The organism is Pseudoalteromonas sp. Scap25 (genome assembly GCF_013394125.1).
In the GTDB taxonomy this organism is placed as follows: Bacteria; Pseudomonadota; Gammaproteobacteria; order Enterobacterales; family Alteromonadaceae; genus Pseudoalteromonas.
This window is the reverse complement of the sequence record NZ_CP041327.1, coordinates 616,804-638,700: the sequence shown is the minus strand read 5'-3', so window position 1 is coordinate 638,700 and position 21,897 is coordinate 616,804. Positions and strand designations below refer to the sequence as shown.

General features: G+C 38.3%; 14 protein-coding genes. 5 read left to right on the top strand and 9 right to left on the bottom strand.

Annotated features, from left to right (window positions below):
* The first annotated feature begins 110 nt into the window (after window positions 1–110).
* Window positions 111–3,362: a methyl-accepting chemotaxis protein gene (locus tag FLM54_RS02910; protein ID WP_178955071.1), complete on the top strand. Its 3,252-nt coding sequence runs from the start codon at window positions 111–113 to the stop codon at window positions 3,360–3,362.
* Between the two features lie 92 nt (window positions 3,363–3,454).
* Here the strand turns inward: FLM54_RS02910 and kynU are convergent, their stop codons facing one another.
* The 3 genes from kynU to FLM54_RS02895 form a co-directional block, all read right to left on the bottom strand.
* Complete coding sequence (gene kynU, locus FLM54_RS02905) at window positions 3,455–4,690, bottom strand: kynureninase (protein WP_178955069.1); 1,236 nt, start codon at window positions 4,688–4,690, stop codon at window positions 3,455–3,457.
* A 2-nt stretch (window positions 4,691–4,692) separates the two neighbouring features.
* A complete protein-coding gene (locus FLM54_RS02900; RefSeq protein WP_372239235.1) occupies window positions 4,693–5,523 on the bottom strand; it encodes an alpha/beta hydrolase family protein in 831 nt (276 codons plus the stop codon).
* A gap of 125 nt (window positions 5,524–5,648) precedes the next feature.
* Entirely contained in the window at window positions 5,649–6,950 is a 1,302-nt protein-coding gene (locus FLM54_RS02895) for a metal-dependent hydrolase family protein (protein ID WP_178955067.1), read from the bottom strand.
* Window positions 6,951–7,169: 219 nt separating this feature from the next.
* Here FLM54_RS02895 and FLM54_RS02890 point away from each other — a divergent pair, with 219 nt between their 5' ends.
* Window positions 7,170–8,864, top strand: coding sequence for a sensor domain-containing diguanylate cyclase (locus FLM54_RS02890; protein WP_178955065.1), 1,695 nt, complete (start codon window positions 7,170–7,172; stop codon window positions 8,862–8,864).
* 214 nt (window positions 8,865–9,078) lie between these two features.
* Complete coding sequence (locus FLM54_RS02885; protein WP_178955055.1) at window positions 9,079–11,259, top strand: response regulator; 2,181 nt, start codon at window positions 9,079–9,081, stop codon at window positions 11,257–11,259.
* 92 nt (window positions 11,260–11,351) lie between these two features.
* On the opposite strand, the gene FLM54_RS02880 is transcribed toward FLM54_RS02885, so the two are convergent.
* Both FLM54_RS02880 and FLM54_RS02875 read right to left on the bottom strand, forming a co-directional pair.
* Window positions 11,352–14,486: an efflux RND transporter permease subunit gene (locus FLM54_RS02880; RefSeq protein WP_178955053.1), complete on the bottom strand. Its 3,135-nt coding sequence runs from the start codon at window positions 14,484–14,486 to the stop codon at window positions 11,352–11,354.
* 21 nt (window positions 14,487–14,507) lie between these two features.
* Window positions 14,508–15,620 carry an efflux RND transporter periplasmic adaptor subunit gene (locus FLM54_RS02875; RefSeq protein WP_178955052.1) on the bottom strand — a complete coding sequence of 371 codons (1,113 nt, stop codon included), beginning with the start codon at window positions 15,618–15,620 and terminating at the stop codon, window positions 14,508–14,510.
* Window positions 15,621–15,795: 175 nt separating this feature from the next.
* On the opposite strand from FLM54_RS02875, the gene FLM54_RS02870 reads away from it, so the two are divergent.
* Window positions 15,796–16,104 carry a hypothetical protein gene (locus FLM54_RS02870; protein ID WP_178955050.1) on the top strand — a complete coding sequence of 103 codons (309 nt, stop codon included), beginning with the start codon at window positions 15,796–15,798 and terminating at the stop codon, window positions 16,102–16,104.
* Between the two features lie 23 nt (window positions 16,105–16,127).
* On the opposite strand, the gene FLM54_RS02865 is transcribed toward FLM54_RS02870, so the two are convergent.
* The 4 genes from FLM54_RS02865 to FLM54_RS02850 all read right to left on the bottom strand — a co-directional run bounded on the left by FLM54_RS02865 (window position 16,128) and on the right by FLM54_RS02850 (window position 20,685).
* Window positions 16,128–16,721, bottom strand: a complete 594-nt coding sequence (locus FLM54_RS02865) for an ACP phosphodiesterase (protein WP_178955048.1) — start codon at window positions 16,719–16,721, stop codon at window positions 16,128–16,130.
* 118 nt (window positions 16,722–16,839) lie between these two features.
* Window positions 16,840–17,334 carry a general stress protein gene (locus FLM54_RS02860; RefSeq protein WP_138608466.1) on the bottom strand — a complete coding sequence of 165 codons (495 nt, stop codon included), beginning with the start codon at window positions 17,332–17,334 and terminating at the stop codon, window positions 16,840–16,842.
* Window positions 17,335–17,547: 213 nt separating this feature from the next.
* Window positions 17,548–18,531 (bottom strand): DNA topoisomerase IB, encoded by a 984-nt coding sequence (locus FLM54_RS02855; RefSeq protein ID WP_178955046.1) that lies wholly within the window; start codon window positions 18,529–18,531, stop codon window positions 17,548–17,550.
* Between the two features lie 87 nt (window positions 18,532–18,618).
* Window positions 18,619–20,685 carry a catalase gene (locus FLM54_RS02850; RefSeq protein ID WP_178955044.1) on the bottom strand — a complete coding sequence of 689 codons (2,067 nt, stop codon included), beginning with the start codon at window positions 20,683–20,685 and terminating at the stop codon, window positions 18,619–18,621.
* Window positions 20,686–21,233: 548 nt separating this feature from the next.
* Here FLM54_RS02850 and FLM54_RS02845 point away from each other — a divergent pair.
* Entirely contained in the window at window positions 21,234–21,827 is a 594-nt protein-coding gene (locus FLM54_RS02845; protein ID WP_178955043.1) for an alpha-ketoglutarate-dependent dioxygenase AlkB, read from the top strand.
* Window positions 21,828–21,897 lie beyond the last annotated feature (70 nt).

Sequence of the window (21,897 nt, the reverse complement as noted above, 5' to 3'; positions counted from 1 at the left end):
CCGCTTTGGCTATTTTATAATAAAAACTCATTACTTTAATTATTAACTAGATCTTCACAAATTGTGTTCTATGCTCATTTGAGGTAAATCCTTATTACAGGGACATAGTAATGAACACGATTAATCAATTTATTAACTCATTAAATTTAACAAAAAAACTTATCTCCGCCTTTTTAGTTGTTTCCCTAGTACCAATAACAATAATTATTGTTGTTGCAATTAATACAGCCTCAAACTCGATGACAGAACAGGTTTATTCACGATTAGACGCTGTGAGTGAAGTAAAACAAAGCGCTGTTAAACGCTATTTTATCAATATTGAAAAAAAGCTTAATGTGCTACAAGCAAATCCAGAAATGGCCAATATGGCGACAAAGTTTATAGAAGGATTTAATGATATTTCCCCTTCAAACTCATCAGAGTCTTTAAATCGCTTTTATAAAGAGTCTTTTACTCCAAAATTTAAACAGCTAAACCCGACAGATACAGTTTCATCATCCCCGTTAGAGCAAATGAATCCAAAAAGTATTGAGCTGCAGTCTCGTTATTTGGCTAATAACCCAAATCCAATTGGTGAAAAACAAAAACTAACTGCAACCGAGCAATCAGACTCTTACGAGCAAGTGCACCGCCAATATCACCCTTATTTACGAGATATGACCAATATAAATGAGTTCTACGATATTTTCATTATCGACCCAACAAATGGCAATATTGTTTACTCCGTTTATAAAGAAGTCGACTTTGCCACATCGCTACAAACAGGGCCCTATGCTAAAAGTAATTTAGCGAGTTTATTTCAACAATTAAAAGATAGCAGCAACCCACAAACAATTGCATTTGCAGATTATAAACAGTACTCCCCTTCATATAATGCCCCTGCGAGCTTTATAGGTAAGCCTATTGTTGTTGATGGTAAAACGATTGCTATTTTAGCCGCCCAATTATCGATTGAAGATATCAATTCAATCATGAAAGAGCGTGACGGATTGGGTGAAAGCGGAGAAACCTACCTTGTTGGTCCTGAAGGGTTAATGCGCTCTGACTCTTACATTGATCCGATAAATCACTCTGTAGAAAGCTCATTTAGAAATCCAAATAAAGGCACAGTGAATACCTTATCTGTAATCAAAGCATTAAAAAATGAGAAAGGGCAGCATGTGATAAGTGATTATAACAATGAGATGGTGCTGTCTGCATTTGCACCAGTAAATGTATTTAATATTCGCTGGGCCCTCATAGCAGAAATGGACGAACAAGAAGCTTTTGAGTCGATAACCACACTTTCTCAACAACTCATTATTATACTTTTAATCACTATTTTCATTGTTACTATTGCCGCATATTGGTTTGCGAGAACATTAACAAAACCAATACATGCCCTGGCTGATACGATGAAAAAAGTTGAACAACAAGGTGACTTTTCATTACGAGCAACTGTCTATTCAAGCGATGAGATAGGCGTAAGTACTCAAGCATTTAACACTCTTCTTGATGCTCTGCAGTTATCTATTAGTGAAACAAATCGTGTTATGAATCATATGGCTGCGGGTAAATTTGATCAACGTATTGAAGCACCATGTCGAGGAGAGTTAGATACGTTAAAACAAGCAACCAACGATTGTGCGAGTTCACTAAACGGTGCAATAAACGAGTTAAATAACATTGCGATTGCTATGGCTGATGGTCAATTTGATATTCAAATTAATGCCTCAATGTCAGGCGAGTTAGGCACCTTAAAAAGTAATATTAACCAATCGCTTTCCTCAATAAATAACACAATGAATAGTATCGTAGATATTATGGCTAACGTAGAGCAAGGTAACTTTAAAGAGCAAATTACTTACCCTGCTAAAGGAAAGCTTGCCCAGCTAAAAGACAGCGTGAATAACTCAGTAAATAGCTTAAGCATTGCCATAGATGGTATTAGTGACGTTATGAGTGCATTACGACAAGGCCAGTTTTCAGCGCAATTAGACGCCCCATTAGCTGGACAACTTAATACCTTAAAACAAGATATTAATTCCAGCATGGCTAATTTAAATAATGTAATGAATGAAATAGGTGAAGTCATGACCTTTGTTAGTAAGGGTGACTTTAAAAAAATGATAAAAGGTGAAGCCAGCGGTCAATTGGAGCAGTTGAAAAGTAATATTAATACATCAATCACGGCTATTGATAATGCTTTAACTGAAATTTCATCAGTCATGCTAGCAATTAGTCAGGGGCGTTTTGATCATACTATTTCATCAACCATGACTGGCCAACTAAACAGTTTAAAAATAGATATAAACCAATCAGTTACTAATCTAGAACACGTCATAAATGATCTCAATCAAGTAATGGCTGCAATGGCAAACGGCGATTTTTCTCATCAATTAAAACAGCCACTACAGGGCCAATTAGAAGATTTAAAAAATAATGTTAATGAGTCTACCTCATTAGTTTCACTGGCTATAAATGAAGTAAGTAGCGTTTTATCAAACTTAGCTAAAGGTGACCTTACCAAAAATATAGAAGGGCAATATCAAGGCGTATTCAATACCCTGAAAAGCGACACAAACGCGACTATCGATAAATTAACCAATGTCATTCAAGAGATTCAAGTGTCAGCGAGCCAGGTTATGCAAAATGCAGGCGAAATAGCTTCAAGCAATACTGAAATAAGTAAACGCACAGAAGAGCAAGCTGCCAACCTTGAAGAGGCAAGCTCAAGTACTGAGCAAATGCTAGATGAGCTAACTAAAGTATCTGAACAATCAAAAAGTGCCGTGGCATTAGCAAGCAATGCTGAGGAAATTGCAGAAGAAGGAAATCAATTATCAATACAGACTGTTAGCGCGATTGATGAAGTGAATGAAGCCAGTAAAGACATAAACGAAATACTTACGGTTATTGACAACCTGGCTTTTCAAACAAACTTACTATCACTTAATGCCGCCGTAGAAGCTGCTAGGGCTGGCGACCACGGAAGGGGCTTTGCTGTAGTCGCTAATGAAGTGGGTGATTTAGCTGGACGTAGTGCTAAATCTGCGAAGCAGATAAAAAGTATTATTGTAAATAGTAATCAAAAAGTAGCGCTTGGGACTGAATTAGCAGACACCTCAGGAAAAAAACTAAAACACATAATGCAAGCTGTTAGCGATGTTAGTAAAAATATAATACATATAGCGCATTCTACCTCCGCACAGGAGCAAGCAATTAAAGAGGTCAATCTTGTTGTACAACGTTTAACGGGGCTAACTCAGGCAAACTCAGCTATTACAGAAGAAACAATGGCAGCAGCACGACAAATGGCAGAACAAGCAACCGAGATGAGAGTGCAACTCAATTACTTTAATCTAAAAAAAGAGCAACAATAGAATAAATGCGCTGCCAGTTATCCTGCTAGCGCAACGCACTTTTTAACTTGAGAAACTCAATGAGCCATTGTTAGTTATATACAATTATAAAATTACGTCACTTTACCCGCTAAATTAAAACGTGGCTGGGTATATAGCTGGGTTTTAACCACCTCAGCTAAAATAGCCACTGCCTGCCAAATCTCTTCAAACGAAGTATAAAGTGGCGTAAAACCAAAGCGTAGAATATTAGGTGCACGAAAATCAGCAATAACCCCTTTTTCAATTAACGCTTGGCATATAGCAAATGCGTCGGTATGTGAAAATGCTAGTTGGCTACCTCTTTGGCTCGAATTTTCAGTGGAACATAAGCGCAAATCACTTAAGCATGAATGTGTTTTTACTAATTTAATAAATACGTCAGCAAGTGCAATCGACTTTTCTCTTATTTGTGAAATATCTACATCTTGCCATACATCAAGCGCAGCATCTAAAGCACTCATAGCAATTACACTGGGTGTACCACATAAATACTGATTTATATTGTTAGCACGTTGATATTTTGCATCAAAAGCAAATGGTTTTGCATGACCCATCCAGCCTGATAAGGGGTGTTTTACAGCAGCTTGGTGGCGTTTTGCTACATATAAAAACGCAGGCGAACCAGGACCGCCATTTAAGTATTTATAGCCACAACCAACAGCAAAATCAGCATTACAGTCATCAAGTTCAACCGGTATAGCACCTGCACTATGAGCTAAATCCCATATCACCAAAATGCCTTTTTCATGAGCTAGCTGGGTGATTTTTTGCATATCTAACAATTTACCGGTTCTAAAATTCACCTGTGTTAACAGTAATACTGCCACTGTATCATTTAGGCTTTGTTCAATATCTTGCTCTGCGACGAGTTTTAGCTGACATAAGTCGGGGCCTAATAATTCACTTAACCCTTGTACCATGTATAAGTCAGTAGGAAAGTTATCCTCGGTAGATAACACCACGTTACGCTCAGAGTTTAACGATAGCGCACTACTTAATAGTTTAAATAAATTAACCGAAATAGAATCACAACAAATAACTTGGCCTTTGTCGGCGCCAATAATAGGCGCTATTTTCTCCCCTACCTGAGTAGGTAAATCAATCCATTGGTGATCATTCCAACTTCTAATTAGGTGACTACCCCATTGCTGGCTTACCACCTCTGCTACGCGCGGTTTTACTGCTTTAGGCAGAGCACCTAACGAATTACCATCGAGATAAATAGTGTCTGCGGGTAAATCAAATTCGTTACGTTTGTGAGCCAGCGTATCCGCTTTATCAAGCGCTATAATCTCATTAAAATTCATTGTTACATCTCATTCAAATTTTGTATTAGTGTATTAAATGCAGCTGATCCCGGATGGATCCAATCAAAATGCCCCACGCCTTCTAACATGACAACTGGACGTTTAAGCTGTTCTAAATTAAAAGCAGGCACGATGGCATCTTGGTCACCTTGTAATATAATGCTTTGCGGATGAAGTGGCTGATCACTCGGGTTAGCTTGCGTGTATGCCTTAGGTTTATCAGTTGGCATGCCTTGCATAAAATCCTTTGTCACTTTTTGACAACTATTATCACCGCGTGCATACGCTTTTATATCAGTAATAGGGGCTAAGGCAATAACCCCTTTAAGCTGATCAATTTCACCACCAGCAAGCAGAGCTAAATGCCCACCAGCTGAGTGTCCTACCACAACCGAGTCAGCTAAATTAAACTCGCCATTGTTATATTTACTTACCGCTAAAATTCCGGCTTTTACATCATTAAACGTTGCAGGCCAGCCACCACCGCTTGCGCCGCTTCTTCTATACTCTAAAGACCATACGTTAAAACCAGCTTGTGCAAGCCCAGTACTTAACGCGTAGGTATGTTTAATATCGTATGCACTTAGCCAACAACCACCATGAAGTAAAATAACTAACGGGTTTTGCGGCTGTATTTTTTTTGCGCGCCAGAGTAATGCGTACTGTGACTCATCACTGCCGTAGGCTACTTTTTCATCAGCTGAGTTAAATCCAAGCGAAGCAACACTTGCGTATGCAACATTATTATCTACATCAGGAAAGTTAACTTGCAGCGCGGTGGCATTAACCAAAAAAGGCCATACAACTAAAAATAAAACTACTAAGCATTTCAAAATAAAATACTTCCTTTTTTAACCTTAAAAGCGATATAACTAAAAACGCTGGCAGTCGTTTACAAATTTTTTTATACGACTTACCAGGGCTATTACGTCATTATTAATAAAATAAATAGAATGATTTATTGTTGTTTAAAAACCGTGCCTTCTTTCATAACAAAATCAACATCCAATAAAGCGCTAATATCGCTAAGTGGGCTGGTGTCTAAGGCAATAATATCAGCAAACTTACCAGGCTCTATGGTGCCTAAGCTATGATTCATATCAATCAAATCAGCCGCGTTAACCGTTGCCGACTTTAAGATATCAGCAGGAGTCATACCTGCTTGGTACATCAATACCGCTTCTTGTGCGTTAATGCCGTGCTTAGATACGCCACTGTCGGTACCAAATGCAATGTTTACCCCGGACTTATATGCCTTAGTAAAATTGTTGAGCATATCGCCCCCCACCCTAATTGCTTTGCTTTTAATTGGCGCAGACATAAAGTCACTGTTTTTTGCTAACCTAACTACGGTGTGCCCAGCAAGCAAAGTAGGGACTAAATAAGCCCCTGTTTCTTTAAATAATTTAATGCCTTCATCATCTGTGTAACTACCGTGCTCAATGCTATCAACGCCCGCACGTAATGCTGCATTAATACCTTGAGCGGCATGCGCATGACTAGCTACTTTTCGCCCTAAACCATGCGCTGTATCAACTACAGCTTTAAGTTCATCGTCTTGCATTTGCTGCCCTGTGCCCGTAGTAGTATCCGAAAGCACGCCACCGGTAGAAGCAACTTTAATTAAATCAGCCCCGTATTTAATTGCATAGCGAGTTTTTTTGCGGCATTCAATAGCGCCATCACACACTGTGGGCGGTGTTTTCATAGTGAGTAAGTCTGGGCTCATACCATCAACATCTAAGTGCCCGCCGGTAATAGTAACGCCAGCACCAGCAATAATTCGAGGGCCACTTATCCACCCTTTGGCCACCCCATTTCTTAATGCGTACATTTGCTCACTTTGACTGCCCACATCACGCACTGTAGTAAAACCCGCCATAAGGGTTTTGTTAGCAAAATGCACACTGCGCATTGCTATATCTGCATCAGACATTTCCACCAGCTCTTTTTTGTTATCTGGCCCAAGCTCACCTTGTAAATGCACATGCATATCCATGAGCCCAGGCATAACAAAGCGGGTCGATAAATCGATTAACTGAGCATTTTCACCAAAACGGTTGATAGGTAAAAAACCCGCTGATACCGAAACTATTTTGCCATTTTCTATTACTATAGTTTGTTTTTGTTGTGGTTTTTCTCCGGGAATAGCCAATAACTCTCCTGCATGAATTATTTTAGTACTCGCATGTGCATTAGTAGCAACGATGTTAACTGCGAAAAAAAACGAGGTAACAACACTCAATCGAAATATGCTCATTAAACTCTCCAGTAATTCGTTCTGCGTTAACAACAACGAAATAACGTTAAAATATTGTTATACAACCAATACCTTATCAGGAAAGTGATAAAAACAAACCTGAAATACATTTTTAGTAAGAATTCTGCTAACTATTAACACTGTCTTAGACTGAAAAAATAAAAGAAGGTGTCTATACTCAACCTTATTGTTGTAATACTTTTCATATGTAGGGAGCTTATGGATATTAAAGACATAAATATTGCGCTGCTAGAAAAGTGTAATTTTCTTTTAATGGTATTTGATAATAATAATCAGCTTAGTTATCTTTCTCAAAGGTGGTCAGAGCTTAATGTTGCAGCTAAAAAAGTACCCACCATTGAAAGCCTTTATGGCTGTTGTACTACTGAAAGCAAAGATCTATTACAACAACAAATTCTCGCACTAAAATCGCAACATAATGAGTTAGACCAATTTGATATTGAACTAACATTAGCAACCGATTACTCCATTAAACTAAATTGTTGCTTACACAGTGTGCAGCAAAACCAACACCAATATATAGTTTTAGTTTTTAATCAGCATTTTGCCCAAGTGTCGTCTGTTATTAGCAATAACGAATTACAAACCATCATAGAAAATGCCGGCGAAGTATTAAAGGTAGGCTATTGGCAGTTCGACTGTATAACTAACCAATTATTTTGGACCGATGAAATTTACACCATTCATGGTGTTTCACCGAGTAACTATTCCCCTCAACTAGATACTGCAATAAATTTTTATCATGAAGATGACAAATCCAAAATAACAGATGCGATCGAGCAAGCTCTTGCATGCGGACAAGAATGGAGCTGTATAAAGCTTCGTGTTGTAGATGACGATCTACAAGAGCGCACTGTTATATCAAGCGGCAATGTATCGAGAGATTTAAACGGTGAAATCACTAAGTTATATGGCATTTTCCAAGACATATCAGGGAATGAAAAAATAGCTCTGGAGCGGGATTTTTTAGTTACTGCACTCAAAGAAACCACTGTAGGAATGGTGATTGCCGATAAAGACAAGCGTGTTATTTGGGTAAATGGCTCATTTGAAAGAATTACGGGCTACCCACTGAATAAAGTAGAAGGTAAAAAGCTTGGCTCCATTTTACAAGGTGAAAAAACTGACGCCAACACAATAGAGCAACTTAAAATTCATCTTAAAAAAGGCATCCCTATAACCACCCGAATTTTAAACTATACGCAAAATGGTGACCCTTATTGGAATGAACTGGCCATATCACCCATTTTTAGAGACGGCAAAGTGGCTTATTACTTTGCTGTACAAAACGACGTAACCAAAGAAATAAACATAGAGCATAAACTGATAGCCCTCAATACCAGTTTAGAGCAACGTATTCAGGCGCGTACTCAAGAACTCTCTTCACTTAATAAAGAGCTAGAAAAGCAAGCCAATATAGACCCACTTACAGGCTGTTTAAATAGACGAACTTTATACAGAACACTCAGCGATGAACTATTAAAAACGCAAAATAAAAACACCTATATTTCATTATTAATGCTCGACATAGACCATTTTAAAGCAATAAATGATAATTATGGCCACGAAGCTGGCGATTTAAGCTTAAAAGAGCTTACCAACACATTACGCGCTTTAACCAGAAAGCACGATTTTGTATTTCGCCTGGGCGGTGAAGAGTTTTTAATTATTATGCCCAATACAAACAAAGCAGAAGCTAAGCAAGCCGCTGAGCGAATTAAAAACACGATTAATCAACATAAAGTTTTCTATCGCAATAAAAATATTAGCTTTACGGTAAGTATTGGGCTGCTTACCCATGATGGCTCTATCAGCCTACAAAACAGCTTAAAATACGTTGATGACTATTTATACGAAGCAAAAACGAAAGGCCGTAATAGGATTGTTGATTGAGCAATTTAAAATCAATTGGTAAAAACTTAACTAGTCATATAAGCTAACTACTTGAGCATAATAATTTAAATGTATTTAGCTAAATTTGAGTTCGTAAATAAATACACTTTAGGCAAAAATATTAAACGCGTACTTTTTTATTTTACGTCAGCTAGTCCGCTATTATTTTTATTCGATTATCTAGTGTTAATCACATCAAAAACAAGGTTGCATAATGATAAAAGCGTCAACACCTGAAGATGAACTATCACGGCTAAAAGACCTATATGAGTATGACGTTTTAGACACTGAAGCTGAAAAATCCTTTGACGACTTAACCCAACTTGCATCTGATATTTGCGAAACGCCAATTTCACTGATAAGCCTTGTTGATCCCAACAGGCAATGGTTTAAGTCTAAGTATGGAATTGATGTAGCCGAAACAGCACGAGATATATCATTTTGTTCTCACGCAATTTTAGAAAACCAAGTGTTCGAAGTTCAAAATGCACTGACAGACACTCGCTTTCACGATAACCCCTTGGTTACAAACGACCCAAACATTCGCTTTTACGCAGGTACACCACTTATCACTCCTAGAGGTAATGCTATAGGTACGTTATGTGTTATTAGTGATAAACCAAAAAAGCTTTCGAGCAAACAAATAAATGCGCTCACGGTTTTGGGCAAAGAGGTTATTGCGCAACTAGAGCTTAGGCTTAATAATAAAAAGCTGTCTATGGCATTAGAAAAACAAAAAGCACACAATAAAGAACTAGAAAAGTTAAAAGAAGAAGCAGATACGGCCAATAACACTAAGAGTAAATTTTTAGCAAATATGACTCACGAGCTGAGAACCCCATTGCATGGGATTTTAAATTTAGCTGAATTTGGTATGACCGAAACCACAACAGAGGAAAAAGACAGCACTTTAAAAAGTATATTAAAGTCAGCTCATTACTTATCAAATATTGTAAATGACATTTTAGACTTTTCTAAAATTGAGGCTGGTAAATTAGAAATTGAACATATCGACTTCGATCTTAATGACGTTATTAGCGATGTGATAAAGCCCCAGTTACAGCAAGCGTCTACTAAAGGTATAAAGCTTATTACATCGGTAGACTCTAAAATAGCAGATAATTTTAAAGGGGATCCTCTTCGGGTTTCGCAAATTTTAAATAACTTGTGCTCAAATGCGATTAAATTCACCAAAACTGGTCAAGTCGAACTGAAAGTAAGTATTAAAAGCAGTACATTGCAAACACAAGTACTCAAGTTTGAAGTTATTGATACAGGCCTTGGCATTAATGAGACTGTTCAAGAACATTTATTTAAAGAATTTCATCAGGCAGACTCATCGACCTCAAGAGAATATGGGGGTACAGGTTTAGGCTTATCAATTTGTGTTCGTTTAAGTGAGCTAATGCAGGGGCACCTTAGCTTCACCAGCCAAATAGGTAAAGGCTCTACGTTCACCTATGAGCAACGCTTTGAGATTGTTTTGTCACCAATAATAGCAAAGCAAAGCGTTGAGCTAACAAACTTACAAGGTTGTACTGTCTTAATTGCCGAAGATAATAAAATAAATCAGCTCATTATTGTTAAAATGCTCAAGGTACATAATGCTGATTTAATAATCGCAGAGAACGGTAAAGAATGCGTTAAGTACTTCAAAGAACACCCTGTAGACTTAATTTTCATGGATATACAAATGCCTGAAATAGATGGAATAAAAGCCACACAGGCTATTAGATCGCTTCCTACAGGTAAAATCGTTCCAATTATCGCTATGACAGCAAATACCCTAAAACAAGACATTGAGCATTATTTAGATATTGGCATGGATGGCTACTTAACAAAACCGTTCGATAAAGCTAAGCTCAACAGCTTACTCAATGTTTATAATCCTAAAAACCTCAACCTCAAAAACTTAGCAGTAAAAATTAGCGATCCTAATGTTTCTAGTAACAGGAAGCTAAACCAAATATGCAAAGAGTTAAAAGCGCTTATTCCTAATGCCAATCGAGTCAGTCTGTGGTTATTTAATAAAGAATACAGCGCATTAAGTTGCTTAATTTGTCTTGATGAAAATGATGACGTGTCAAGTGGTGCTGTTTTAAATACAGAAAACTCCCCTGCTTATTTCAACTATATTTTAACCAACCAAGTACTCGACGCCTCAGACGCCAGAAATAACGAAGTAACCGAGTCGTTTACTCACTCTTACTTTGAGCCACTCAATATTTATTCTTTACTTGATTACACTTATAAACTTGATAACAAGCCGTTAGGTGTCATTTGTTGTGAAAGTGTAGACTCAAAGGTAACTTGGAGTCATGCTGATAAAGAGTCATTAGTAAAAGTTGCTGATGTCACGAACTTGTTTTTATCTAAACAAATAAAGCATGAGTAAAACAGGCCTACTTAGTGGCTAAAATTGCCACCTAATAGGCTTAAAATTATTATAAAATCTCAATCTTGGGTCTGCTCTAACTCACGCTGAGTTTATTTTTTATCTGCTTTAACCGGCTTTATTTTAAAGAAAAAAGTATACACAACCGGAACAAACCCTAATGTTAAAATTGTTCCCATAGCAAGACCAAACGCAATCGTGCTTGCTTGACCATAAAATAAAACATCTTTAGATAAAATAAGTGGCATTAAGCCTATTATCGTTGTGCAAGTAGACATCAAAATAGGTCGTAAACGCCTTAAAGAGGCATTGATTACCGCCTCAAAGTTTTGTTGATTAGACTGCTCTGTGGTTTGTTGCTCTAAGCACTCTATCTGTTTACGTTCAATATTTATTCGATCTATCAGAATCACCGCATTATTAATGATAATACCGGCAAGCGCATATAAACCTAAAATAACCATAAACCCAAAGTTTGCTTGCATAACCAACAAACCAAAAGCAGCACCAATGATAATTAGGGGTACGGTTAAAAATACAATACTAGTGGCACGATAAGAGCGAAATTGCGCAATGATAATAAACACCATAATGGCAATACACAGCGGTAAATTAGCTAAAATTGCAGCTTGCGATTCCGCGGAGTCTCCGACTACACCGTCATATTCTATTTCATAACCAGGTGGTAATTTCTCTCGTATTTTATCAAGCTTCTCTTCAAGTAAGGGCACCATACTTTGCGCCGACATAATTTGATTTTTAGCTTGTACTGTTACAGTACGAAATAAATTTTCACGAGCAATGCGGGCAAACTGAGTCTCATAGCGAATATCAGCCACTTGCATTAAAGGAACACTGACGCCTTTAGCAGAAGAATAAATACTAACACTGTTGATTCGATCTAAATCGTATCGCTCACTGTCTTGCGCCCTTAATACAATAGGGAATATATCATCACCTTCACGAAACTCGGATATTATGCGTCCAGAAAAATAGGTTTCTAACGCTTGGGCAACATCATTTGAGCTAATTCCGGCACGACGAGCATTTTGCTGATTAACCTCAAGTTTAAGTGTCGTAATGCGGTTTTCCCAATCGCTTTTAATATCAAACGTGCCATCTACATTTCGCAACAAAGTTTTAATTTCATCGCTAACAGAATAAATATAATCACTATCAGGACCTTTAACTTGAATCTCTATTAGTGAAGAATCAGATGGCCCTAAGAACATTTTCGTAACACGCCCCATCACACCAGGGAAATCTTGAGCAAACATCTCTCGCACTCTCTTTAATGTAGGATCGGCGAACTTTCGTTCACCTACATCAATCATAAAAAATGCTTTTGAAGGTTCGGGGTCGATAGGTGTAAGTGATAAAACAAACCGAGGACCACCAAATCCAGCATAGGCCGCATATTTTTCAATATGTGGAAAGTGTTCTTTATCATCCAAGTTTTTTGAAATAGCCTGCACCGTTGCGTCAGTTTTACGCATTGAAGTACCCGCTGGCATATCAAGGTACACTAAAATTTGTGCTCGGTCAGAATCTGGAAAAAACTTTGCAGGTACTAGACTCATAGCCCAGCCCCCTGCCAAAAATAGCCCCAAAATAACAACAACAAACGCAATACGCGCACGCATAATTTGTCGTAATGCTTTTTCGTAAAGCGGGGTGAGGCTATCAAAAAAACGATTAATTTTACGGCGAATAATATTTTGCTTTTCCCTCGTTTCTTTTTTAACGAAGCGATGACATAAATAAGTAGTAAATGTCAGGCTTAGCGCCCAAGAAGTAAGTAATGCAATTAGCACCACCAAGGAGATCGAGCGCGTATATTCACCGGCACTACTTTGTGCCAACATAAGGGGTAAAAACACAAGAATAGTTGTTAATGATGAAGTTAAAGACGGTATCGCAAGAGTGCCTGAAGTGTTACGAATAGCATCATCACGCGTTTCGCCATCTTCGATACGCTTTTTAAAATCTTCAGCCATTATTATGCCATCATCAACCAAAAGACCAAGCGCAATAATTAAAGTAGCTAGCGACATACGCTCTAATGGAATACCCATAAAGTTCATAACTGAAAGCGTGATTAAAATCGCTGCTGGCACAATCGAGCCCACAATCAGACCAGTGCGTAAGCCTAAAAACATCACTACCACAACTGATACTATAACGATGGTTTGCAAAACACTAAAAGTCACACCAAATACTGCATCTTCAACCACACCGGCTTGGCGCGTAATATTTTTTAATTGATAGCCTGCAGGAATAGTTTGATTAATTTGCGCTATCATCGCTTCTATTTTAGGAGTGAACTTAAGCACATCCGCTTGTTCATCCTTAGATATGGCAAAAATAATGGCTTGGCGATTATTGTAATAACTTGTTCTTGATGGGGGATCGACCACTTTACGGCTTATTTTAGCAATATCGCGCAGCAATATTGTTTCAGGCTGGTTAGGCACACTGATAAGTGTATTTCTAATATCGGCAAGGTTTTGGTAATTTCCTGAAGGTTGAATAATAAAGTTTTTGCCATTGGCGTCAATAACCCCACTAGGGCGTATAATATTTTGGTTTTTTAAAGCACCAATTAATTGGTCAGGTGCAATACCCAGTTGAGCGAGCTTAGCATTTTCAATTTCTATAAAAATACGCTCTTGTTGAATGCCCAAAATATCAATTTTTTTAGTGCCCTCAACTTGATGCAGCATATCAGCAATGTGTTGCGCCACATCTTGGCGATCGCCCATACTGTAGGCAGGATCAGCAATAAGTGCCACTGTTAATACGGCAACATCACCAAAATCATCGTTTACTACATAAGGCAATGTCCCATTGGGTAAGTCATCACGCACTGCGTTTATTTGATCGCGCAGTTTATCCCATTGTTGATCAAACTCACTTTGCTCAACACTTTGCTTAAGCTCAGCGTGAATAATAGAACGACCAGGGATAGATACTGAGCGAATTTCGGCAATACTGGGCATTTCACGAATAGCTTCTTCGAGTGTTTTAGTGATCAACAACTCTACTTTTTTTGCGCTCACCCCCGGATAAGCGGTTGTGACAACAGCTTCACGAATTTTTATTTTAGGATCTTCTTGCTTTGGTAGTTGATAATAACTAAAGGCGCCAAATAACATAAGGCCAAAAACAATAGCTAACATAAGGCGATTATGATCAAGAGCAAGCTCTGAAATAGTAGGGATCTTCATCGTTTAAATCTCCGTAGCGGGTTATGGATTAAGGCGCTTAATTTCGCCTTCGATAAGCGTTACTTTTTGCCCATCGTGTAAAAAAGCCATTCCCGCGTTAACAATTTGTTCCCCCTCTTTTAAATCTCCTTTAATTTGCGCTTTTTGCGCAAAAAATTTCATTACATCCACTGTTGTTTTTTGTAAAACGTAGCCAGCTGGTTGTGAGTCAGCTTGCGCTGTTGTTATCAGTTTAAAAACAAAGTGTTGGTTATTTTCTTTTGCCATGATTGCACTTACAGGCACCATAAAACCATCGCTTTCTCCCTGCTGTTGTTTAAATTGCACTTCTGCACTCATACCCGTTCTGATACCTGCGATATCATTAGCTGAGATTTTTAAAATAATAGGAAAAGCATTCGCTCCTTGAGCAGCTGAGCCAATTTCTTTAATTTTGGCATTCAACGATTTATCTAAAGCTGAAATAGTTACCTTTGCCGGTTTATCAATAGTTAACGAGGAGAGAAGCCCTTCAGGCGCAAGCGCTGAGACTTCAAAACTTTCTTTACCTTGGATTAAAAGTGCCGAGATATTAGGGCTGACTTGTTGCGAAGGTTCAATATTACGTTTTGAGATAGTCCCAGCATAGGGCGCAATTAGCGTGGTATCTTTTAACTCTTCTCTTGCCATCGCTAGTCGCACTTGAGCAATATCGACTTTATCCTTGGCGCTCTCATATTGCGACTTTGCTAAATCGTATTGCGCGCCAGACACCGCACCATCATCAACCAGTGACGCTTTACGTTCAAAATCCTGCTTAACATTTAGCATCGTAGCCTTTGCATTAGAGGCCTGTCCTTTGGCCTCTTGCACTGCCAATAAATATTTTGTTTGTTCCAGCCTAGCTAACGGCTCACCTTCTTTAAAAGACTCACCAATTTCAAAAAAAACGTCTTCGACCTTTCCGCTAACCTCAAATGTTAAAGTGGCTGTGTTAGCAGGTTGGATAACACCTGATAAAATACGACTATCAAACGATTTAGTTTTATTTAACTCAATGGCAGAAACAGGTTTTAATTTTTGCTCAGAAACTTGCTCTTCAGAGCACCCTGACAACATAAAAATAATAACTAAAAAAACAACTATATGATTCATAATTTCCCTTGATAAATAGTGTATTCAAACCGATTGAACTACTAAACTAACCACAACCAGTCTTCACTATGAGCCATCTAATTTAAAGTATGGCTAAGATTGTTATCACCCTGAAAGCTTGGGTATAATGTATTATTCCGGCTGTATTCTTAGCCTCTAAATTGGATCTTCTCCCATGAAAAAACTATCTGCTGTGCAAGTTAAACAACAAGCACTCGTCCTCAATGTTGCTGACAAAATAGAAGAGCAAGGCCGTGCTGAAATTCCAGGTATGCTGCAGTGCTGGTTTGATGTGGAATATCATTTATTTCCGGGCTCTTTACTAATGTGTTTTCAGTTTGAAAACCAACAGGCACTAACTTCGGCAAAGCCTGAGTTATTAAAATGGCAAAAGCGCTTAAGCGGTGCCATGCTAAAAAAAGGCGTAATTTTAAAAGATATGCGTAAACATTTAGTATTTACCTTAAAAGGACCAGACGACTAAACCACTTATTTTGTAAGCGCACTCTACTTTGGTGCGCTTTCCAAATTAAACTCATTAACGTGTTCAATTAGCTCAGGAAAAAACGCTAAAAACAGTCCATCTAGCTCACTATAATGTCGGGTTATATCTTCAGCGGTGCCTGCAAAATTATTAGTAAAGCGAATCCGTTTAGCAATATTATCAAGCGCCCGCCCAACCCCATCAACGCTTTCATACTCTTTAAACCAATCGTTTTGCGTCATACTGGTTACTACATGTTGCATTCGAGTAGGCATTACAGGTATACGCTTTTCCAAAAGCCCATAACTGGTGTGCTTAAAATCAATTAATGATTGGTTATTAAACTGCTGCCAATGCGCAATCAGAAAATGATCAAACACCACATCTATAGCCACGCCAGCAAAGCGCCTGCGCTTGGGTGAAAAAAGCTGTTTAGCTTCTTTAACAAAAGGGTGTGCGTCAGTAAATTTATCCACTAAATAATGATTATCAAGCGCGTTTTTAACGCTCGTAGGTATGTGCGTTAGCTGCCGTTGCCCCCCAAAGTCTCCCAGCAAATTGCCAAAATGGGAATCAGCCGTAGGCTGTGCTAAATAAAGGTGGGCTAAATAATTCATTGGTTACCAATATAGATTAATATACCAAACTCAGATAGTTTTAAAATCAAACGCGTAAAAAGATGGAACGCAGTTCCACCTTTTTACTTTTTAGATACTTATAGTGCATTCTAAAATATTACGCTTTTGAAACCTTGCTTGCACCTGCATTATCAAGAATCTCTTCAATACTATTTTTGTTATCGCTGTTATATTTAACACCGACGAGTATTGAACCCTTCTCAATTGCGTTTTCATAATACTTAATTTCATGTTCTGGAATAAATGCGCCGATTGCTGCACCTAAAGTCCCACCAACGGCAGCACCTGCGCCACCAGCTGCAAGTGCTGAAACTAAAGGACCTGCAACTAATAAGCCGGCACCACCCGAAGCGACTGCACCAACAGCGGTAAAACCACCAATAATTGCTGCTAACACGCCTCCAGATGCAGCGCCCAGCAAACCGCCCTCTGCAGCTTTGGTACCTTCATCTACAGCAAAGTCTTCCTTTGTATACGAGTCGTTAGCGACAATGCTTATATCCGCCTCACTTACACCTAAAGCTTCTAATCTATAAATGGCTAATGTTGCTTGTGATGCATTATCGAATAACCCAGTAATAACAGTACTCATAATAACTCCTTTATTTGTTTAAGAAAGTACGCTAAATAATTAGCAACATTCAAACCAAAATTTTAATCCTTTAAAATCAGAAAGATAAATAACAAAGCAAAGTAGGACTCTACGTTTTAAAGTAAAAGTTGCTAGAAGTTGTAAAAAGTTCACACACATAGGTATCACTCAAGCGATTGAAATATGAGTATAATTACAAAGAGACTAACGTTATTAGCATTGTTCTTCTAAAAATATCAACAACCCACGCTCATAGCGACTTAGATACTTAGTCTTACGGGGTAGTTTGTCTAAGTTATTAAAGTCCTTTAGAGCTTCTTTACCTCCTTTACACAGCTCAATCAACTTTGGATGAATATATGAATTACGAGCTATTGCTGGGGTATTCCCTAAATTACTTGAAACGCTACCTAACATATCTTTAAGCGAAAGCTGGCCGTTTGATTTATGTAAGACTTCAAATGCCAAAACACTGGCCCGCCATGTTCTAAAATGTTTTGCACTAAACTGCTCGCCCATAACACTTTGAATAAACTCATTCACTTCTTTGGAGGAAACATCACAACACTCGCCTTCATCGATATATTGGAATAAGCTCTGCCCAGGCAAATCTTGTAACTGCTGTATGATAGAGCTAAGCACTTTATCTGTTATGTTCACTTCTCTTTGCTTACCGGATTTTGCTTTATACTTTAAGCGAATATTTTTACCCGTAAGTTTTGCATGCCGGCTACGTAATGTCGTAGCACCAAAACTATTGTTATGTTTGGCATTTTTTTTAGAACCAACGCGCAGAGCTCCAAGGTCCATTAAACGTACAACGGCTGCGATTGTGCGCTGGTAATTAAGCTCGTTACCTCGCAAATATTCCGATAGTTTTGCTCTTAACAAAGGCAGTTTATTTCCAAATAAAACACATGCTTCAAACTTTTTAAGCTCTTGCTGCTCTCTAAACTCGGGATGATAAAAGTATTGCTTGCGGCCTTTGTTGTCGTAGCCAGTAGCTAAAATATGCCCATTTTCTTCTGGACATAACCATACATCTTTGTATGCGGGGGGAAAAGCGAGACTGTCTAACCGCTCTATTTCATCTTTATCATGTATTTTCTTTCCTGCAGGATCATAATAAACCCATTGGTTTTCATGCCTCTTTCGAGTTATGCCTGGCAAGTTATCATCGACATAAATTAGTTTCATTTTATTCCTTTAAATTTTTGTAATCCTCAAATCAAACGGTGCCATCAATAACAAGGGCTAGTTCTCACTAGCCCCAATTTATGCGATTTATCGGCTCCAATACCTAAGGTTACGAATTTTTGAGACAAACTCACTTGCGGAAATTTTATTCAAATCCAACCAGCCATCATCAAGCTGTCCATTTAAACCAGTAGCCTCGATTAAAGGAGTTGCTTTATCACTAAAGCCGATGTACTTCATATGTGCATAAGCATCACTGACAAAATCTTTCGCCTCCGGTATTTCAGCAAGCTTTTTAGCGCCTTCATTAGTGGTAAGCAGAACTATTGCGTCGTAAAGCACCGAAGGACCGCCATTAATAACTTGATCGGCCTCAATAATCTCGCCATTACTATTTTTAGCACCACCAACTTGAGCCGCAATAATTTCATAACTTGCACCTTCCTCTTTAAGGCTTTGTGTTAATAAATTAAAGGTTTCAGCATCAAAACCATCACTTACTAATATACCAAGCTTCCTGCCTTTAAATGTATTTGGCGCATTTTTTAAAATACTTAGCGCATCAGATACTGGTAAATCATGACGGGTATCAAGCGCCGCTTCTGCGGCATCTGGCATAGTTTGTAAACCTAAACCCAATGCAACTTGCTCAGCAAGCTTGTTATCAATGTTTAACAGATGAGAAACCACACGTTCTCTGATACGTAAATGCTCTACTTTAGATAACTCAAAAATTAAAGCATCTTGGATATGCGTTTGCTCAACGTCAGTTTGACTTAAATAGAATTGGCGCGCTTGGCTGTAGTGATCACTAAATGTTTCTGAGCGATAGCGTAATTTACCCCCATCAGTTTCAGATTCTGAGCTTTTGAATCCGTGTACAGGGCACTCTCGCGGATTGTTTTCATCCCCGCTGAATGAATTAGGTTCGTAATTAACCCGGCCTTTGGGGTTCTGCATTGCCATGTGGCCATCTTGAAGAAAGTGTCTCATCGGGCATTTTGGTGCATTAACAGGAATTTGTGTGAAATTAGGGCCACCTAACCGCTTGGTTTGTGTATCTAGGTACGAAAAATTACGGCCTTGCAATAAAGGATCGGGAGTAAAATCAAGCCCAGGCACTATATTTTGAGTACAAAAGGCAACTTGTTCAGTTTCCGCAAAGAAATTGTCTACGACTCGATTGAGTACCATTTTACCAATAATTTTAACTGGTACTTGCTCTTCGGGTATCAGTTTAGTGGCATCAAAAACATCGAACTCGAACTCTTCAGCAAATTTTTGATCAAATACTTGAATGCCCAGCTCCCATTCCGGATAGTCACCATTATTAATTGATTCCCACATATCACGACGATGAAAATCAGGATCAGCGCCATTTAATTTCAATGCCTCATTCCAAACCACTGACTGCATACCGCCTTTAGGTTTCCAGTGGAACTTAACAAATTTTTCTTCACCTTGTGCATTAATAAACTTAAAAGTATGAACGCCAAATCCTTCCATAAACCTTAATGAGCGCGGGATAGCTCTATCTGACATTGCCCACATAACCATGTGCATGGATTCTGGCGACAAACTTACAAAATCCCAAAAATTATCGTGGGCTGTTTGCGCTTGTGGAAAACCACGATCTGGTTCTGCTTTTGCGCTATGTATAAGGTCGGGAAACTTCATCGCGTCTTGAATGAAAAAAACTGGGATATTATTGCCTACCAGATCCCAATTACCTTCCTGCGTATAAAACTTAACGGCAAAACCTCGCACATCACGTGCTAAATCAGGCGAGCCCTGATTACCCGCCACTGTTGAAAAGCGTGCAAAAACAGGTGTTTTTTCACCTTTACGTTGAAAAATATCAGCAGAAGTCAAATCATCTAAAGCATCATACGTTTCAAAGTAACCATGTGCACCATACCCTCTTGCGTGAACAACTCGCTCAGGAATTCGCTCGTGATCAAAGTGAAACAACTTTTCTCGTAACACATGATCTTCCAATAGTCCTGGTCCGCGTTGACCTGCTTTTAATGAATTTTGATTATCACTGATAGGGCAACCTTGTGCGGTTGTCATTACGGGGTGATCTTCATTAGCTTTTTGATGAAGCTCGCCTGCATGTCCTTTATTATTTGCGTACTTAAATGACTCTGCCATAACTTTTCTTCCTTAAATGATTTTTTTGATTGCTATATTTTTAAAGGGTTAAAAAACAATAACCAAGCAAAAAAAAGACCACCTATAAATATCTTTAAAATCAATAATTAAGAAAGAAATGAAAATATTTCACCAATATAAACTATAAAAATTACACAGCTAATGTAAGCTTTCCTCAAAGCATCATTTTATTAAATTACTAAGCAATCAGCTTGTTCTTATTTTCATTATTACTGTATTTTTAAGTTAATCAAAGTTGAGCATGGTTCAACTGTGACACTGTAAATACTGGTAACCCACCATCACTTAAACACAGAGTCTATGGCCTTATCGCCTTAATGGTTTATTGTTTTAATTTACAAAATATCTTTTTAAAAACAGCCGGAAGAGCAACAAAGCTCAACGCAAGGCGCCTTAATCGGGCTTGCACTCGTTGATGAACTTGTATTAACGCCGCAAGGCACGGCTGATGAGGAGTCTAAACACTTCAACTCTTCAAAATACTGATATGCTTATATTCATATTTGAGTGTAGCTAAGGTAAAAACCATGAAATTACCACTGTCTTGTGATGCCCATTATTACTCACACTTCATGTCTACAGCGCAAAGTGAAACGCTTTTTAAGTGGCTGAGGAGCAACTATGATCTCGAAGAGCCTGAGGTTATAGATTTCCCCGATGGATCACAAAAACCGATTTTACCGTGGCGAATGATTTTTTTAGACTCACAACTTGCTAAATCGGGTAGTTTCTCCTTGCATCATGGCAGACAAACAAAGAGTTTCCCCCTGCTTGAAGAGTTACGTCAGCAAATCACTGAACGCACCGGTTGTAATTTGGCTGTCGCGGTATGTTTGTACTACCCCAATGGGCAAGAAAGCTTAGGCTTTCATAGTGACTTACCCGCATTTGGCTCTACAGATGTGATTGCTTCAATCAGTATTGGGGCTCAGCGAGAATTTTTAATTCGCTCAAAAACCATCACACATGAACGCTATAATATCACGTTAGAAAATGGCTCTTTATTGCTGATGGGCAAAGGCTTTCAAGATAATTATGAACATGCAATTGCCAAAGGTGATAACACAATAGGACCTAGATTTAATATCTCTTTTAGACGCTTTGGTAATAGCAAAGTATAAGTAGCTCAGTGAAAAAGTGTAAAGTAAGTGAAGGAATCATCCATTAGACAATTTCACTCATCTACTGACT

Bases quoted from the DNA above. Each gene is read 5' to 3' on its own strand.
- FLM54_RS02910 (WP_178955071.1), top strand. From the start codon at position 111: ATGAACACGATTAATCAATTTATTAACTCATTAAATTTAACAAAAAAA.
- kynU (WP_178955069.1), bottom strand. From the start codon at position 4,690: ATGAATTTTAATGAGATTATAGCGCTTGATAAAGCGGATACGCTGGCT.
- FLM54_RS02895 (WP_178955067.1), bottom strand. From the start codon at position 6,950: ATGAGCATATTTCGATTGAGTGTTGTTACCTCGTTTTTTTTCGCAGTT.
- FLM54_RS02890 (WP_178955065.1), top strand. From the start codon at position 7,170: ATGGATATTAAAGACATAAATATTGCGCTGCTAGAAAAGTGTAATTTT.
- FLM54_RS02885 (WP_178955055.1), top strand. From the start codon at position 9,079: ATGATAAAAGCGTCAACACCTGAAGATGAACTATCACGGCTAAAAGAC.
- FLM54_RS02880 (WP_178955053.1), bottom strand. From the start codon at position 14,486: ATGAAGATCCCTACTATTTCAGAGCTTGCTCTTGATCATAATCGCCTT.
- FLM54_RS02875 (WP_178955052.1), bottom strand. From the start codon at position 15,620: ATGAATCATATAGTTGTTTTTTTAGTTATTATTTTTATGTTGTCAGGG.
- FLM54_RS02870 (WP_178955050.1), top strand. From the start codon at position 15,796: ATGAAAAAACTATCTGCTGTGCAAGTTAAACAACAAGCACTCGTCCTC.
- FLM54_RS02865 (WP_178955048.1), bottom strand. From the start codon at position 16,721: ATGAATTATTTAGCCCACCTTTATTTAGCACAGCCTACGGCTGATTCC.
- FLM54_RS02860 (WP_138608466.1), bottom strand. From the start codon at position 17,334: ATGAGTACTGTTATTACTGGGTTATTCGATAATGCATCACAAGCAACA.
- FLM54_RS02855 (WP_178955046.1), bottom strand. From the start codon at position 18,531: ATGAAACTAATTTATGTCGATGATAACTTGCCAGGCATAACTCGAAAG.
- FLM54_RS02850 (WP_178955044.1), bottom strand. From the start codon at position 20,685: ATGGCAGAGTCATTTAAGTACGCAAATAATAAAGGACATGCAGGCGAG.
- FLM54_RS02845 (WP_178955043.1), top strand. From the start codon at position 21,234: ATGAAATTACCACTGTCTTGTGATGCCCATTATTACTCACACTTCATG.